Origin of the sequence: Dyella sp. C9, assembly GCF_003332825.1 — a bacterium.
In the GTDB taxonomy this organism is placed as follows: Bacteria; Pseudomonadota; Gammaproteobacteria; order Xanthomonadales; family Rhodanobacteraceae; genus Dyella.
The window spans coordinates 478,172-493,243 of sequence record NZ_QIRF01000001.1 but is presented as its reverse complement, the minus strand read 5'-3'; the positions used below and the strand labels follow the sequence as shown (position 1 = coordinate 493,243).

General features: G+C 66.2%; 12 protein-coding genes. 5 read left to right on the top strand and 7 right to left on the bottom strand.

The annotated features are described in order from the left end of the window. Positions 1-4 precede the first annotated feature (4 nt). From DVU99_RS02200 to DVU99_RS02185, 4 genes are read right to left on the bottom strand one after another with little or no spacing between them, the layout of a single operon-like run. Positions 5-946, bottom strand: coding sequence for an acetaldehyde dehydrogenase (acetylating) (locus DVU99_RS02200; RefSeq protein ID WP_114238556.1), 942 nt, complete (start codon positions 944-946; stop codon positions 5-7). Positions 947-966: 20 nt separating this feature from the next. Next, positions 967-1,755 (bottom strand): 2-keto-4-pentenoate hydratase, encoded by a 789-nt coding sequence (locus tag DVU99_RS02195; protein ID WP_114238555.1) that lies wholly within the window; start codon positions 1,753-1,755, stop codon positions 967-969. Beyond that, on the bottom strand, positions 1,752-2,702 hold the full coding sequence (locus DVU99_RS02190) for a 3-carboxyethylcatechol 2,3-dioxygenase (RefSeq protein WP_114238554.1): 951 nt from the start codon (positions 2,700-2,702) through the stop codon (positions 1,752-1,754). The genes DVU99_RS02195 and DVU99_RS02190 overlap by 4 nt, the downstream gene beginning before the upstream one ends. 27 nt (positions 2,703-2,729) lie before the next feature. After that, the gene (locus DVU99_RS02185; protein WP_114238553.1) at positions 2,730-4,559 is read right to left on the bottom strand and encodes a bifunctional 3-(3-hydroxy-phenyl)propionate/3-hydroxycinnamic acid hydroxylase; all 1,830 of its coding nucleotides are present in this window, start codon (positions 4,557-4,559) and stop codon (positions 2,730-2,732) included. A 606-nt stretch (positions 4,560-5,165) separates the two neighbouring features. Here DVU99_RS02185 and DVU99_RS02180 point away from each other — a divergent pair. Further along, positions 5,166-5,825, top strand: a complete 660-nt coding sequence (locus DVU99_RS02180) for a DUF2076 family protein (RefSeq protein WP_232823410.1) — start codon at positions 5,166-5,168, stop codon at positions 5,823-5,825. Between the two features lie 57 nt (positions 5,826-5,882). Here DVU99_RS02180 and DVU99_RS02175 read toward each other — a convergent pair whose 3' ends face one another. The 3 genes from DVU99_RS02175 to DVU99_RS02165 are packed head-to-tail and all read right to left on the bottom strand — an operon-like array spanning position 5,883 to position 9,640. Beyond that, positions 5,883-6,605, bottom strand: a complete 723-nt coding sequence (locus tag DVU99_RS02175) for a tetratricopeptide repeat protein (RefSeq protein ID WP_114238552.1) — start codon at positions 6,603-6,605, stop codon at positions 5,883-5,885. After that, on the bottom strand, positions 6,602-7,288 hold the full coding sequence (locus DVU99_RS02170; protein WP_114238551.1) for a Fe2+-dependent dioxygenase: 687 nt from the start codon (positions 7,286-7,288) through the stop codon (positions 6,602-6,604). The genes DVU99_RS02175 and DVU99_RS02170 overlap by 4 nt, the downstream gene beginning before the upstream one ends. 57 nt (positions 7,289-7,345) lie before the next feature. Beyond that, complete coding sequence (locus DVU99_RS02165; RefSeq protein ID WP_114238550.1) at positions 7,346-9,640, bottom strand: TonB-dependent siderophore receptor; 2,295 nt, start codon at positions 9,638-9,640, stop codon at positions 7,346-7,348. A 506-nt stretch (positions 9,641-10,146) separates the two neighbouring features. Between DVU99_RS02165 and tviB the strand changes: the two genes are divergently transcribed. From tviB to DVU99_RS02145, 4 genes are all read left to right on the top strand, one after another. Next, positions 10,147-11,424 carry a Vi polysaccharide biosynthesis UDP-N-acetylglucosamine C-6 dehydrogenase TviB gene (gene tviB, locus DVU99_RS02160; protein WP_114238549.1) on the top strand — a complete coding sequence of 426 codons (1,278 nt, stop codon included), beginning with the start codon at positions 10,147-10,149 and terminating at the stop codon, positions 11,422-11,424. A gap of 12 nt (positions 11,425-11,436) precedes the next feature. Beyond that, the gene (locus DVU99_RS02155) at positions 11,437-12,447 is read left to right on the top strand and encodes an NAD-dependent epimerase (RefSeq protein ID WP_114238548.1); all 1,011 of its coding nucleotides are present in this window, start codon (positions 11,437-11,439) and stop codon (positions 12,445-12,447) included. A gap of 109 nt (positions 12,448-12,556) precedes the next feature. After that, entirely contained in the window at positions 12,557-14,233 is a 1,677-nt protein-coding gene (locus tag DVU99_RS02150) for a GMC oxidoreductase (RefSeq protein ID WP_114238547.1), read from the top strand. A 17-nt stretch (positions 14,234-14,250) separates the two neighbouring features. After that, the gene (locus tag DVU99_RS02145) at positions 14,251-15,024 is read left to right on the top strand and encodes a 4'-phosphopantetheinyl transferase superfamily protein (protein ID WP_114238546.1); all 774 of its coding nucleotides are present in this window, start codon (positions 14,251-14,253) and stop codon (positions 15,022-15,024) included. Positions 15,025-15,072: the final 48 nt, after the last annotated feature.

The window sequence follows — 15,072 nt, the reverse complement described above, 5'->3', positions numbered from 1 at the left end:
CTCCTCAGGCGCCCAGCATGGCCTTGGCCATGCGCTCGGCCGTCGCCAGTGCGGCGGACGTCATGATGTCGAGGTTGCCGGCGTAGGCCGGCAGGTAATGGGCGGCGCCCTCGACCTCGATGAACACCGAGGTCTTGAGGCCGCTGAAGCGCCCCAGTCCGGGGATGGTGAGCGGCGCATCGGGGGGAATCACGTCGAACTGCACGCGCTGCTTCAGGCGATAGCCGGGCACGTAGGTGTTGACCGCGCGAACCATGGCCTCCACCGATGCCTCGACGGCGGCCGTATCGGCGGCTTCAGACAATACGTATACGGTGTCGCGCATCATCAACGGCGGCTCGGCCGGGTTGAGCACGATGATGGCCTTGCCCTTTTGGGCACCACCGACCACCTCGATCGCCCTGGAGGTGGTTTCGGTGAACTCGTCGATGTTTGCACGCGTGCCCGGCCCCGCCGACTTGCTGCTGATGGAGGCGACGATCTCGGCGTAATGCACTTTCGCCACGCGCGACACCGCTGCGACGACCGGGATGGTCGCCTGCCCGCCGCAGGTCACCATGTTCACGTTGGGCGCATCCAGGTGCGCGTCCAGGTTCACCACCGGCACGCAATACGGGCCGATTGCGGCAGGAGTCAGGTCGATCATGCGGATGCCTGGCTTGTGCTGGCGCAGCAGCGCGTCGTTACGGACGTGCGCGCCGGCCGAGGTGGCGTCGAACACGAAGTCGATGTCCTGGAACACCGGCATGCGAGCCAGTCCTTCGGCACCTTCATGCGTGGTGGCCACGCCCATGCGTGCGGCGCGTGCCAGGCCATCGGAGGCGGGGTCGATGCCGACCATCGCCGCGATTTCCAGGTAACTGGCCTGGCGCAGCAGCTTGATCATCAAGTCCGTGCCGATGTTGCCGGATCCGATGATCGCGGCCTTGAGTTTCTTGAAAGTCATGGGAGTCCTGCTCGAAAGAGTTAGCCGGAAAAGGCCGCGCGCACGCTGCCCAGGCCATCGATGCTGGCGACGAACACGCCGGCCTCGCGCACGGCCACCATCGGGCCGAGCGCGCCGGTCAGCACCACGTCCCCCGCGCGCAACGGCGTACCCAGCGCGACCATGCGGTCGGCCAGCCATACAGCCGCGTTCAGCGGATTGCCCAGGCAGGCCGCGCCATTGCCCTGCGAGAGCACTTCGCCATCGCGCGACAAGCTCATCGCGCAACGGGCGAGATCAAGCTCGCGCAAGGGCACCGGGCGGCTGCCGAGCACGAATGCTGCACTGGAAGCGTTGTCGGCCACGGTATCGACGAAACGGATATCCCAATCCACGATGCGGCTGTCGACCACTTCGATGGCGGCGAGCGCGTAGGCCGTGGCACTCAGCAGGTCGACATAGGTGTGCTTCTCGCGCACGAGGTCGCGCTCCAGCACCAGTGCAACCTCGGCCTCCACTTTCGGCTGGATCAGCCGCGGCAGCGGTATCGCATCGCCATCGCCATAGGCCATGCTGGCAAACAGCGCGCCGAAGTCGGGTTGGTCCACGCCCAGCTGCCGCTGCACCGCCAGCGAGGTAAGGCCGATCTTGCGTCCGACGATGCGTTCGCCCCGGGAAACGCGTGCGTCGACATTGGCCATCTGCACCGCGTAAGCCATGCCGACATCGTCCGGCGCGATCTCACCGCGTACCGGGGCCACCGGCTGGACCGTCCGTTCGGCCAGACTCAATCGACGGGCAATGTCATGCACGAGCGAGGAACGACTCATGCCACCTGCCCTCCCAGCGGTTCTGCATGCATGGCCGCAAAGCCCGCAATCCACTCCGGGATCGGCCGGTAGAAATCAAGCGACGCGTGGTACGGGCCATACGCCGAAAGCAGGCCGAAGGCGGCCACCCACGTGCGTATCTCGTGCGCCGAGCGGCCACCGTCGCGGGTGATGGCCGCGTTGCTCATGCCATCCACCGCCTGGAGGTCGTAGGCGAGATGGCCAAGGAACGCCTGGTCCCACTCGGGATTGAGCGGGTGCAGTTCGCTGCTTCCGGCCGTGAACGCTCTCGCTGCAGCCACAGTGCGCTCCTGCCGTGCATTGCGTGCCTCGGGTGACGGATGACGGTTGCTGATGAGGCGCTCGGCCACCTCCGGCGTGGCGCCGGCAATCTCAGGCACCGGTGGCTCGTGGGAAATGCCGCCGGAGCCGATCACCAGCACGCGCTTGCCGGTGCGCGACAGGAAGCGCCCCATCGCTTCGCCCAGCAGGCGCGCGCGACGCAACGTCGCCAACGGCGGGGCTACCGAATTGATGAATACGGGGATCACCGGGTAGCGATCGAGCCCGCCGGTGAAGACCTCCAGCGCCTGCGCGCAACCATGGTCGACCTCCATGCGATAGGACAGCGCGACATCGATATCGGCGGCGATCACCGACCCGGCCAGCGCCACCGCCAGCTCGGTCGGTACCGACAGCGGCCCCGCCATGCTCTTGTAGTCGCCAATCGCCGTGGCGCCGGCGCCGATGCAGAACGGAGGCATCACGTCATAGAAGAATCCATTGAAGTGATCGGGTGCAAAGACCACGATCAGTTCGGGGTCATAGGCTTCCACACGCGCCCGCGCGGCCGCCTGCACGCGCTCGACGTCGGCGAGCACCGCCGGCGCGGGATCGAAATAGCCATGCAATGGCGTATGGGAAAGGCATTCCAGACGAATCGACATCTACTTGCTCCAACGGGTCGGCCGCGATCACGCGGCCGTGGAAAACGGGGAGATCGCCGGCGGCAGCACGGCCTGGGCCGGCACGGCGTCGCGGACGCCGATCCTGGAGGCGAGCGCAACGATGGTTTCCGACAGCTGCTGCGGCGTGCACACCGCCGCCACGAAACGGTCCGGCCGCAGCACCACCACTGACTCGGCGGCCTTGCCGAACCAGTCCTTGAGCCGCCCGGATACATCGCCCACCGCGATCAAGCCTTCGGGGACGTCATCGCGATGCTCCAGTTGCACATCCGGCTTGCCGACGGCAAAGCGTCCGTCCAGCCGCTGCCACAGCTGGCGAGCCCGGGCCGTGAGATAGAAGGTCGGGTCAGCCCCCCAGCCCAGCACCACGAACTGGTTGCCCAGCGCATCGTCGAGGCGCATGACACGGTTGTCGGGCGTGCGCACCCGCGGCTGGATGAACAGGCGACCGACCGGCGACTTGCCCAGCGGGTCGGGACCGTAGGCAAGGCGGCCCATGAACGAATCGCGCTTCTCGCTCATCAGGCCCAGCATGCGCCCGACCGGCGAGTTGCCCGCGCGCTCCAGCAGGCGCACCAGCCATCCCCCGGCGTCCCTTGGCTCGGGCAGCAGCACCACGCCGCGCTCGTAGCGGGGCATCGGCTTGAAACGCATCTCGACGAAGTAATTCTTGATGGACGGCAGCATGTCGAAGCTGCGCACGAACACGTCGCGGAACCGCGCGCCCAGGCGCGTCGTCGGCGCAAAGATGTCGCCGGCCACCTCCGACAGGTGGATCATCGAGCGCGCGTGGGCACGACGCTCGACGGTGTAGGTATCCAGCAGGCGCGCATCGGCCTGCCCCTTGGCCACCATCGCCAGCTTCCAGCCCAGGTTGTTGGCGTCGCGGATGCCGCTGTTGTAACCCTGGCCCTGCCACACCGGCATGATGTGTGCCGCATCGCCGGCCAGCAGCACTCGGTCGACGCGGAAGCTGCGCGCCAGGCGGGCGTTGTGCGTGTAGACGCGCTTGCGGATGTAGTCGACCTTGTCCGGATCGGCCACCACCTTGGCCATCAGTCGCGCCATGTTCTCGGGACGGGACAGCTCCTCCTCCGTCTCGCCCGGCATCACCATGAACTCGAAGCGGCGGATGCCATGCGGCAACGCTGCGGAGACATACGGCCGCTCGTGGTCGCAATGGAGATAGATGTGGGGCGAGCCGATCGGATCGTTGCGCACGTCCACCACGATCCACTGGTTCGGCTTGGTGCGTCCCTCGAATGGAACGCCGAGCGAGCGGCGCACTACGCTGCCGCCGCCGTCGGCGCCGACCAGGTAATTCGCGCGAATCGTCACCGGCGCTCCGTCCGCGCCTTGCGCCTTCACGGTCACGCCTTCGCTGTCCTGTGCGAAGCCCTCCATCACGTGGCCCAGCAGCACCTGTACATGCGGGTAGCGTTTGAGGCCATCGAACAGCACCCGGTCGGCGAGCGGCTGGATGAATGCGTTGCGGCGCGACCAGCCGAACTCGTCGGTGCGCGGCTCGATCGAGGCGAAGCAATGGCCGCTGCGCGTCACGAAACGCATCCAATGGTCGGGCGTGGTGTGCGGAAGCAGCTGATCCGCCAGGCCAATGGCCTGGAACACGCGCAACGCCTCGTCGTCCAGCCCGATCGCACGCGGGTAGTCGATGATCTGCTCGAGTTTCTCGAGCACGACCGCACGCACGCCGTACATGCCGAGGATGTTCGCGATCATCAGGCCAGCCGGACCGGCGCCCACGATCGCCACGTCGGTCGCCTCGATGCGGGCGGCATGCCCACCCTGCGCCGGGGTTGTGTTGTCACTCTTCATTCTTGGGTCCTCCCGCCGCGCGCCTGGCCTGTCCGGAATGCCTTCCGCTGGCCTGGCGCCACCTCGCGGTTGTCGTTGGTATCGCCGCCTAAGTTGCTGCAACGCAACACAAAACGTCGCGCAAGTAAGTTTTGATACTCTAGTACCATAACTATCCAGAAGAACAGTAGCGGGGCTTGTCCAATGGTCGAAGGCCGGCGGTCGCAGATCGGTCCAGGCCGAACCTCGACCCTCGCCGCGACGCGCGAAGCCGGCTGCCATGACGACGCGTGGCGAGCTGCCCGCGCAACGAGGGCGGCGACCGGTCAGCAATCGCAATGCCGTGGCTTGTGCGGGAGTACGCCGTCACCTCCACGCCTCTGCGTGGACCCCGGGAGGATCACGTGTCTTGCATCGACGCAGGTCGCACAGAGGACCCGGCGATAGCGTGGCCCTGGCGGGCGAGGCGCACTATCGAAGGAACGTGCGACCAGACTGACTGCCAGGCAAACCAATGGCATGGTGGGCTTGATGTCGTGCCGGGAGAGCACACTTCCGGCACTGCCCGCTCTGGCATGCTGCGCACCAGAGTGGGGCCGTCCGCCATCCCACGGAGATCCGCAAGTCATGACACCGCAGGAACAACAGCTACTCGATGAATTTCTCCAGCGCCTGGCCGCCGCAGGCGGTGTGGCCAAGGATCCACAGGCCGATGCACTGATTCGCCAACGCCTGGCCAGCCAGCCCGATGCGGTTTACCTGCTGGTGCAGCGCAGCCTGTTGCAACAGCAGGCATTGGAAGGCGCGAAGGCGCAGATCGCCCAGCTGCAGGCGCAGCTCGGTGCCCAGCAGCAAGGGGGCGGCAGCTTCCTTGGCGGCCAGCAGGCGCCGGCCTGGAATGCAGTACCGCCTCCGGTACCGCCACAGGTCCAGCCGCAGCCGGCAGCCCAGCCCAGCTGGCGCGACCGCCTGTTCGGTGGCGCACCCGCCCAGCCTGCGCCGGCCGCACCCGGCTTTCTTTCCCAGGCGGCGACCACCGCCGCAGGTGTCGCCGGCGGCATGTTCCTGTTCGACGGCATTGAAAGCCTGCTCGGCGGGCACCACGGTGGCGGCGGCTTCTTTGGTGGCGGCCAGCCGACGGTGATCGAGAACGTCACCGAGAACAATTTCTACGACGACAACAACCGGTCGCGCGATTTCAACGACCAGAACTTCGCATCGAACGACAGCTTCGACGACAGCAGCGACGGTTTCGACGGCGGCTTCGACGACAGCAACTGGTCGTAATCGCCAGGCCACCCGGATGCGCTGCACGCAGCGCGTCCGGGTGCGATACCCGCCGAATCAGGCCGGTGCGGTCTCGGCGAGCGCGCGTAGTTCGGGGTGGCGGGACTGGCTAAGGTCGCTGCGCAACGCCTCGACGAAATAGGCCGGCGCCTTGGCGATGGCCGAACGCAGCAGGACACAGGCTTCCTCGATGCGTCCCTGTTCGGTAAGTACCGAAGCCCAGCTGCATTCGCCGCGGTAATCACCCTTCGCTGCAGAGCGGCGGTAAAGCTCGCACGCCATCTCCGCATCGGGCTCGGTTTCCCAGCCAAATTCGTAGTACTGGCCAAGGAAGTGCATGGCACGACCATGGCCGGCCTCGGCGGCGCGGCCGAACCAATGGAACGCCATGGCACGATCGGCCGGCATGCCGCGCCCATTGGCCAACACGTGGGCGTAGTTGTACATGCCCCAGTCCGAACCGTGCTCGGCCGACTCGCGGTACCACACCGCGGCCAACTCGTAGTTCACCGGCACGCCCCAGCCATTCTCGTGCATGCGCCCAAGCATGTTCATCGCCATCGGCTCGCCCTGGTGGGCGGCATGCTGGAACCAGTACATGGCCTCGGCGGCGTCGTGCGCGCAACCGATGCCTTCGAGATAGGTCTGCGCCACGGCCAGCTGCGATCCGGCGTCGCCGGCCAGCGCCTGGGCCAGCAGCGTAGCGTGAACGCGCGAAGGCGACGTCCGCAGCAGATGAAGCAGATCGTCGTTGCGCGCAGGGCCCAGCGTGCCGCTCATGTCTCGGACCAGGCGCGAAGCAGGTTGTGGTAGATGCCGGTCAATCGAAGCACGTCGGAATGTGGCGCATGAGACTGGGTAAGACTCTGGATGGAGACATCCAGTTCCAGAAGCATACGACGCTGTTGCTCGTCGCGCACCAGGCTCTGAATCCAGAAGAACGAGGCCAGGCGCTCTCCGCGCGTCACGGGCTCGACCTGATGCAGGCTGCTGGAGGGATACAGGATCATATCGCCAGCGGCCAGTTTGACCGTATGGGTGCCGAAAGTGTCCTCGATGATCAGGCCACCGCCGTCGTACTCCTGTGGATCATTCAGGAAAAGTGTTGCAGAAAGATCCGTACGCACCGGTATGCCCTGCCCGCCGCGACGGTCGTAGCGGATGGCATTGTCCACGTGCAGACCGAACGAGCCCCCGCCCCGATAGCAGTTGAACAGCGGCGGGAAGATGTGGCGAGGCAACGCTCCGGCGAAGAACGTGGTGTTGCGCGCCAGTGCCTCCAGCACCATCGCACCAAGTTCGCGAGCTTCCACCGCGTCTTCCGGCAGTTGCAGGTTGTGCTTGGCCAGGGCCGACTGATGGCCTGCGGTGACGCGGCCATCGGCCCATGGCGCCTGCGCCAGGCGTTGGCGGCAACTTGCCAGTTCGTCGGCGGTCAGGACCTCGGGCACGTGGAGCAACATGGTGATTTCCTTGCTTGATCGACTGGCCGCGTATCCTGCGGCCAGTCGCCGAAGCTATCAGAAATTGAAATTGGCCGTCAGGATCCCCGCCCGGCCCGGTGCCACGGACGCGTAGTGCGCCGCATAGGCCTTGTCGAAGTAGTACTTGTTGGTGAGGTTCTGCACGTTCAGCTGCAGCGACAGGCGCGGATTCACCTGGTAGGACACCATCGCGTCGAAACGGGTGTACGCGGGCACCCACTTGGTGTTGGCCGTGTTGCCGTAGACCTTGTCCTGGTAATACGCGCCGCCGCCCACGGTCCACTGCGAGGTGATCGCATAGGTGGTCCACAGGGTGAAGCTGTTCTTCGGCGTGTTCGGGAACTGGTTGCCCAGGCTGGCGGTATCCGCCGGGCCGGTCTTCACCAGCTTGCTGTCCAGGTAGGTGTAGCCGCCGAACACGTTCCAGTGCTCGGTCAGCAGGCCGCTGAAGCCCAGCTCGACGCCGTCCACGCGTTGCTCGCCAGCGTTGATCTGCGGGCTGCCGCGGCCGCCGGTGGCGACGCGCGCATTGGTCTTCTCGCTGCGGAACACGGCGCCGGTCAGCGACAGGCGCTGGTCCAGCACGTCCCATTTGGTGCCAAGCTCCAGGTTGCGGCTGCTTTCGGGCTTGAGGTCGGCATTGGTGATGGCGATGCCATCGGCGCCGTCACCCGCATCCACGCCTGGTGGGTTCGACGAAGTACCCCACGAAAGGTAGATGCTTCCATTCGCCGCGGGCTTGTACACCACGCCCAACTGGTAGTTCCAGAAATTGGAGTCGTTCTTGACGCGGGCCACGGCACCGGTGCTGGTCGTGGTGCTGGTGGAACGGGTGTTGAAGCTGTCGAAGCGCACGCCGCCGTTCACCGACCACTGCGGGCTGAACGTCACCGTGTCGAACGCCCAGGCCGAGCGCGTGTCAGTGACGATGCGGGTCGGATTCTGGCCACCGATGATGACGCCGTTGAACGGGTCATGCGGCGTGGGGTTCTGCGCGTCGGTGCACCAGTAGCCGGACGGAGCGCCGATGCCGTACTTCGGGCTGCAGGCGCCATTGGTGATGGAGCCGGTATTGTGCGTGTCGGCCGCATTCTTGGCCGGATCGACCAGGTAACTGGTGCGCTGGGTCTTTTCGCTGCTGAGCTCGATGCCGGCCGCGAGGCTGTGCTTCAGCGAGCCGGTCTCGAACTCGCCGGTGAGATCGGTCTGGTTGGTGAGGTTGGTCGTGCTGCTGTCGCGGTTGTTGTTGCGGCGCCAGACGCCGCCGTTTACCAGGAAGTTGCCCTGGCTGTCGTCCGGCTGCGTCCAGATGTAGTCATTGGTCGAGCGGCCGTACAAGGTGGTGTTGCGCAAGAGCCAGCCATCACCGAAATCGTGCTTGACCAGGATCGTGCCGATGTCGTTGCTCTGCTTCTGGTAGTCGCGATCGAGCCAGCCGTAATAGGTACCGCGCGGCACCGAATACGGGCGACCGTCGCCGTTGAGCTTCGCGTACGGGCTGGTGGCGGCAAACGGGTTGTTGTACGGGATGCCGCTGTCCGGCGTGTCGTCGCTCTGCAGGTGGTAGTAGCTCAACGTGACGCTGGTGGCCGAACGCAGGCCAAAGGTCACCGACGGCGCAATGCCCCAGCGCGACATGTCCGGCCCGTTGCGGCCCGGCACGTCGTTGCTGTGGCCCATCACGTTGAGGCGGAACGCGGTGTCCTCGCCCACCTGCTGGTTCCAGTCCACGGTGCCGCGGTAGTAGTTGTCGGTGCCGATGCCGGCCGTGCCACGCACGAAGTTCTCGGCCTTGGGCGCCTTGGTCACGAGGTTGATGCTGCCGCCCACGCCACCGCGGCCGGTGTAGGCCGAGCTGGGGCCCTTGAGCACTTCGACCTGGTCGATGTCGAAGATCTCGCGCGATTGCGAACCCGAGCTGCGGATGCCATCAATGAACACCGAGCTTTCCGAGTCGAAGCCACGAATGATCGGGCGGTCGCCGTTCGGGTTGCCGCCCTCGCCCGCGCCAAAGGTGATGCCGGGCACCTGGCGCAGCACGTCGAGCAGCGAGGTGGCCGCGGTCTGCTGGATGATCTCCTGCGGAATCACCGTCACCGAGCGTGGCGTGTCGAGCAGCGGCGCGGTGAACTTCGGCGAGGTGGTGTTGACGACGGTGGAGCGCACCTTCACGCCATCGAGGTTCTGCGCGTCCTGCGGGTCGGCCGCGGTATCGCCGGTGGCGTCCGGCGATGCGACCGCAGCGGTGGAAGCCAGGGCCAGGCCCAGGGCGCTGACCGCCAGCCGGATGGGCGGGTTCGCCGAGGAAGACACAAATGCTTTGCCAGTCATGCTCGATCCTTCGCGCAGGCGTACGCAGGCCGCCCCGTCACACGGGAGCCTTTCACCTGTTGATTCAGTGGGTTAGGGAGTCTTGTCGAGGCGAGGTGGAGACTTCCGGCCATCGACAGGTCAATAACGTAACAATATTGAGAATGATTCGCAATATCTTGCTGTTCGCAAATTGTCACGCCCCCGCCTCGTCCCACGCCCCCCAACCGGCCCCGGCCCTACGGGCGGCGACACCTCACCTGGTACGCGATGCCGCAGGCCATCCCGGCGATAACCTGCTCACGCCTCATGCATCCGCCATCCGGCAAGCAACCTCTGGCCTAGCGGAATTCCGGGACGACCCTGCTAGCCTTGCCAGCGCTGACGCGCATGCCGCACCGCCCAGGCATGCGTCCGCGCGCCGGCGACCGGCAGGGGGCATGCACCGTCATTCATGCCACGGCTGACCCAGCGGACAGGCCGCGGGTGGCTCCCTGCCCCAATCAAACAGACAGCGGAAGCCCGGCATGCATCAACTGGAAGACACCAAGCTCGCCATCATCGGACTCGGCTACGTCGGACTGCCCCTGGCCGTGGAGTTCGGCAAGCGCTACGACACGGGCGGCTTCGACATCAACCAGGGCCGCATCGAGGAACTTCGCACCGGTCTCGACAATACGCTGGAAGTCAGCCCGGAAGAGCTCGTCGCGGCCACGCGGTTGCGCTTCAGCAGCCAGCAGGACGCCATCGCCGACCGCAATGTCTACATCGTGACGGTGCCCACCCCCATCGATGCAGCCAAGCGCCCCGACCTCACCCCGCTGGTGCGAGCCAGCGAGACGCTGGCCAAGGTGCTCAAGGCCGGCGACGTGGTGGTGTACGAGTCGACGGTCTACCCGGGCTGCACCGAGGAAGTGTGCGTGCCCATCCTCGAGAAGGGCTCGGGGCTGGTGTTCAACCGCGACTTCTTCGCGGGCTACAGCCCGGAGCGCATCAATCCGGGCGACAAGCAGCACCGCGTCACCAGCATACTCAAGGTCACTTCGGGCTCGACCCCGGAGACGGCGGACTTCGTCGATCGGCTGTACGGGTCCATCATCACCGCCGGCACGCACCGCGCCAGCTCGCTGAAGGTGGCCGAGGCCGCCAAGGTGATCGAGAACACCCAGCGGGACCTCAACATCGCGCTGGTGAATGACCTCTCCATCCTGTTCAACAAGCTCGGCATCGACACGCTGGAAGTGCTGCAGGCCGCAGGGACCAAGTGGAACTTCCTGCCGTTCCGCCCCGGCCTGGTGGGCGGGCACTGCATCAGCGTGGACCCCTACTACCTCACGCACAAGGCGCAGGAGGTGGGCCACCACCCCGACGTGATCCTGGCCGGTCGCCGCACCAACGACAGCATGGGCCCGTACATCGCCAGCGAAGTGATCCGCCTGATGGTGCGCAAGGGCATCAATCCAGTGCAGGCCCGCGTGCTGGTGCTCGGCCTTGCGTTCAAGGAAAACTGCCCGGACCTGCGCAATACGCGCGTGGTGGACATCGTGCACGCGCTGCGCGGCTACAACGCCCAGGTGGATGTACACGATCCGTGGGTGAATGCCCGCGAGGCCGAGCACGAATATGCGCTCACGCCCGTGGCCGAACCGGATACCGCGAGTTACGACGCGGTGATCATCGCCGTGGGGCATCGCGAGTTCGTCGCACTGGGAGCCCAGGGCATCCGTGCCTTCGGCAAGCCGCAGTCGGTGGTATACGACGTGAAGTACGTGCTGCCGCGCGAGGCGGTGGACGGCCGACTCTGAGGACTGACGATCATGAAAGTGCTGGTTACCGGTACCGCCGGCTTCATTGGCTCCTACGTCGCCGAACGCCTGCTCGACCGTGGCGACGAGGTGGTGGGCCTGGACAACCTCAACGACTACTACGACGTCACCCTGAAGAAGGCGCGACTGGCGCGTTTCGCCGAGCGTAGCGGCTACACCCATATCCACGCCGACCTGGCCGATCGCGACGCGATGGAACGCGCGTTCGCGCAGCATCGCCCGCAGCGCGTGGTGCACCTGGCCGCCCAGGCCGGCGTGCGTTACGCCGCCCAGAATCCCTACGTCTACACCAGCAGCAACGTGGTGGGCTTCCTGCATGTGCTTGAGGGCTGCCGCCAGCATGGCGTGGAACATCTCGTGTTCGCCTCCACCAGCTCGGTGTATGGCGCCAACACCGCCATGCCCTTCTCCGAGCACAGGTCGGCCGAGCATCCGCTCACGCTGTACGCGGCGACCAAGAAGGCCAACGAGCAGATGGCGCACAGCTACGCGCATCTGTACGGCATTCCCAGCACGGGCCTGCGCTTCTTCACCGTGTACGGGCCATGGGGTCGGCCGGACATGGCCCTGTTTCTTTTCACCAAGGCCATCCTTGCCGGCGAACCGATCCGCGTGTTCAACCACGGACGGCACAAGCGCAGCTTCACCTACGTCGACGACATCGTCGAAGGCGTGATCCGCACGCTCGACAAGGCGCCATCGATCGATGCGCACTGGGACAGCGACAGGCCCGATCCGGCGAGCAGCGGTGTCGCGCCGTACCGCCTGTTCAACATCGGCAACGAGCGACCGGTGGAACTGCTGCACTACATCGAAGTGCTCGAGCAGTGCCTGGGACGCAAGGCCATCATGGAGCTGCTGCCGCTGCAGGCCGGCGACGTGCCGGACACCGAGGCCGATGTAACCGACCTGATACAGGCCGTTGGCTATAGGCCGCAGGTGTCGGTAGAAACCGGCATCGACAACTTTGTACGCTGGTACCGCGCGTACTACGGCGTGTAGGGGCTGTCGCCGCAAGTCATTCCGAATGACGCGCACGATCCGGACGGGATCAGATCCGCCATGGCAACACGGCGTACCTACGGCAGCGTGGATCCCTTGGGGGAGTTGCGTGATCATCGATTACTTGAGCGGCTCGCGACCGGCCAAAATGGAAGCCGACCTGTGCGTGGTGGGAGCTGGAGCCGCAGGTATCGCCATCGCCCGTGCCTTCATCGGCACTTCCTTGCGGATCTGCCTGGTCGAAAGCGGCGGGCTCGCCGGCGAACAACGCAACCAGGCCCTCTACGAGGGCAGCTCGGTCGGTCCGGTACCGTTCGACCCGGGCACGTCGCGCATGCGCGTGTTCGGAGGCAGCTGCAACCTGTGGGGTGGTGGCTGCATACCGCTCAGCCGGCAGGATTTTTCGGTACGTGACTGGGTGCCGCACAGCGGCTGGCCGATCGACTATGACGAGCTGCTGCCCTACTACCGGCAGGCCCTCGCCTATTGCCGCCTCGACGACCTCGAATTCGGCGACGGCTCCTTCGATAGTCCCACTCCACGCACGCCGATCGCCTTTGACGAAGGCAAGCTGGCCAACCAGGTATTCGCGCGCACGCCCATCCTGTTCGGCGATGCCTATCGCCAGGAGCTGGAACAGGCGCCGAACGTGACGGTGCTGCTGCACGCCAACCTGCTCGAACTCGAGGCCTCGCCAGACGGAAGCTCGGTACGCCAGGCGCGCATCGGCTCGCTCGAAGGCCATCGCGGTACGGTGCGAGCACGCCATTACGTGCTCGCTTGCGGTGGCATCGAAAATGCCCGCCTGCTGCTGCTCTCCAACTCGGTGGTGCCGCAAGGACTCGGCAACCAGCATGACGTGGTCGGCCGCTATTTCATGGACCATCCGAGCGGTCGCCTCGGCACGCTCGCCTCGGACACGCCACATCGCGTCACCTCTCCCTACGAGCGGCGCCACGGCAAGCACCAGCGGCCAACCTTTCCGGAGATCGGCCTGTCGCGCCCGTACCAGCAACGGCATCGCGTGCTCAATGGCCGCATCCATCCGTTTGGCGTGGAGGGCCCCTTGCCGCGCGGCATCCGCGCCTTGCGCGAGCTGCGCTCCGCACTGCGGCGCAGCGTGCCCAGCGAGGGCTCGTTGCTCGAAGCGCGCTTGAATGCCGCCATGCGCAACGGCCCCGTCGCCGAGGCGATCGGCGCGCCGGCGAACCTCGGGCTATCAGCGCTGAAGCTCGGCCTGGGCATCGGCGACATCGCCCGCGCGGCCCTGCACAAGCTGGCGGACCGACCGACCGTCACCAGCAGCCACATCGAGGTGGTGGGCTTTTTCGAACAGGCGCCCAATCCGGACAGCCGCGTCACGCTGGGCCCCTATCTCGATGCACTCGGGCAACCCAAGGTGTGCGTCGACTGGCGGCTCACCGCGCTGGATCGCTATACCTATCGCCACGCCGCGGCGTTGTGCGGCAGCGAGCTGGCGCGTGCCAGCAACGCCCACTTCCACGCAGAACCCTGGTTGGAGGACGATCGCGGCGAAGCACCACGCGTGCACGGCACCGCGCATCACATGGGCACCACGCGCATGTCGGACGATCCGCGCACCGGCGTGGTCGATCGCCACGGCAGGGTGCACGGCATGGACAACCTGCACATCGCCGGCAGCTCGGTGTTTCCCACGGGTGGCTGGGCCTTTCCCACCCTCACCATCGTGGCGCTCAGCCTGCGCCTCGCGGATGAGCTTCGCGGCCGCCTGCTCGGTACGGGCCTGGCATCGGTCCACTCCTGATCACCACGAACGCGGCCATGCCTGCATCGCATGCGAGCGCATCCATGTTCCAGCAGCATGCGGCGCGCGTGCTACGGCGGGCAGGCGTCCGCCCGCTGCCGGCAGGTGGCGTCCTGGTGCTCCTGTTCGACAGCTCCCGCTGGCAGCCATGGACCGACGGGACGCTGGCGCTGCTGTCTCCGGCCGAACAGGAGCGGTCACGGCGGTTTCGCCTCGCGCAGCACCGCGACATATTCCTGCTTGCGCACGCCATGTGGCGCTTGGCGCTGGCCTGCGTACTCGATTGCACCGTGCAGGACGTAACGCTCGCCTTCGCTCTCCATGGCCAGCCGCAATTGCCTGGCACGCCTTATGCCACCAGCCTCAGCCACAGCGGCACGCACGTGGCGATCGGCATCGGTCACACCGCCATCCTGGGCGTGGATATCGAGCAATCGCCACCCCGCGCGCCCCTGCGCGAACTCGCCGGCGAGATCTGCACGCCGGATGAGGCAGCCACGATCAACGCCTTGGCCTACGAGCAACGGGAACCCGCCCTGCTCGCGCTGTGGACGCGCAAGGAAGCCTTGCTCAAGGCATTCGGCGTAGGCCTGCGCTCGGCGCCATCGATGACCAGCGCACCCGCGGGGCCGTTGATCGATCCTCCCGCGCCGGCCTCGGCGCTTCCGCCCTGCCGCGTTCATCCATTGCAACTGCAGCATGGGCTGCTGGGCGCGCTGGCCGCGCCCGCCAATGTCGAAGGTTTCGCCCAGTACTGGCTCGATCCTTCGCCCGCCTCACCCACACAGTAAAACGGATTGCTGGTGTTACATGGCTGAGACAGCCGAACGGCCGCCTGC

Bases quoted from the DNA above. Each gene is read 5' to 3' on its own strand.
- DVU99_RS02190 (WP_114238554.1), bottom strand. From the start codon at position 2,702: ATGTCGATTCGTCTGGAATGCCTTTCCCATACGCCATTGCATGGCTAT.
- DVU99_RS02200 (WP_114238556.1), bottom strand. From the start codon at position 946: ATGACTTTCAAGAAACTCAAGGCCGCGATCATCGGATCCGGCAACATC.
- DVU99_RS02155 (WP_114238548.1), top strand. From the start codon at position 11,437: ATGAAAGTGCTGGTTACCGGTACCGCCGGCTTCATTGGCTCCTACGTC.
- DVU99_RS02165 (WP_114238550.1), bottom strand. From the start codon at position 9,640: ATGACTGGCAAAGCATTTGTGTCTTCCTCGGCGAACCCGCCCATCCGG.
- DVU99_RS02195 (WP_114238555.1), bottom strand. From the start codon at position 1,755: ATGAGTCGTTCCTCGCTCGTGCATGACATTGCCCGTCGATTGAGTCTG.
- tviB (WP_114238549.1), top strand. From the start codon at position 10,147: ATGCATCAACTGGAAGACACCAAGCTCGCCATCATCGGACTCGGCTAC.
- DVU99_RS02170 (WP_114238551.1), bottom strand. From the start codon at position 7,288: ATGTTGCTCCACGTGCCCGAGGTCCTGACCGCCGACGAACTGGCAAGT.
- DVU99_RS02180 (WP_232823410.1), top strand. From the start codon at position 5,166: ATGACACCGCAGGAACAACAGCTACTCGATGAATTTCTCCAGCGCCTG.
- DVU99_RS02175 (WP_114238552.1), bottom strand. From the start codon at position 6,605: ATGAGCGGCACGCTGGGCCCTGCGCGCAACGACGATCTGCTTCATCTG.
- DVU99_RS02145 (WP_114238546.1), top strand. From the start codon at position 14,251: ATGCCTGCATCGCATGCGAGCGCATCCATGTTCCAGCAGCATGCGGCG.
- DVU99_RS02185 (WP_114238553.1), bottom strand. From the start codon at position 4,559: ATGAAGAGTGACAACACAACCCCGGCGCAGGGTGGGCATGCCGCCCGC.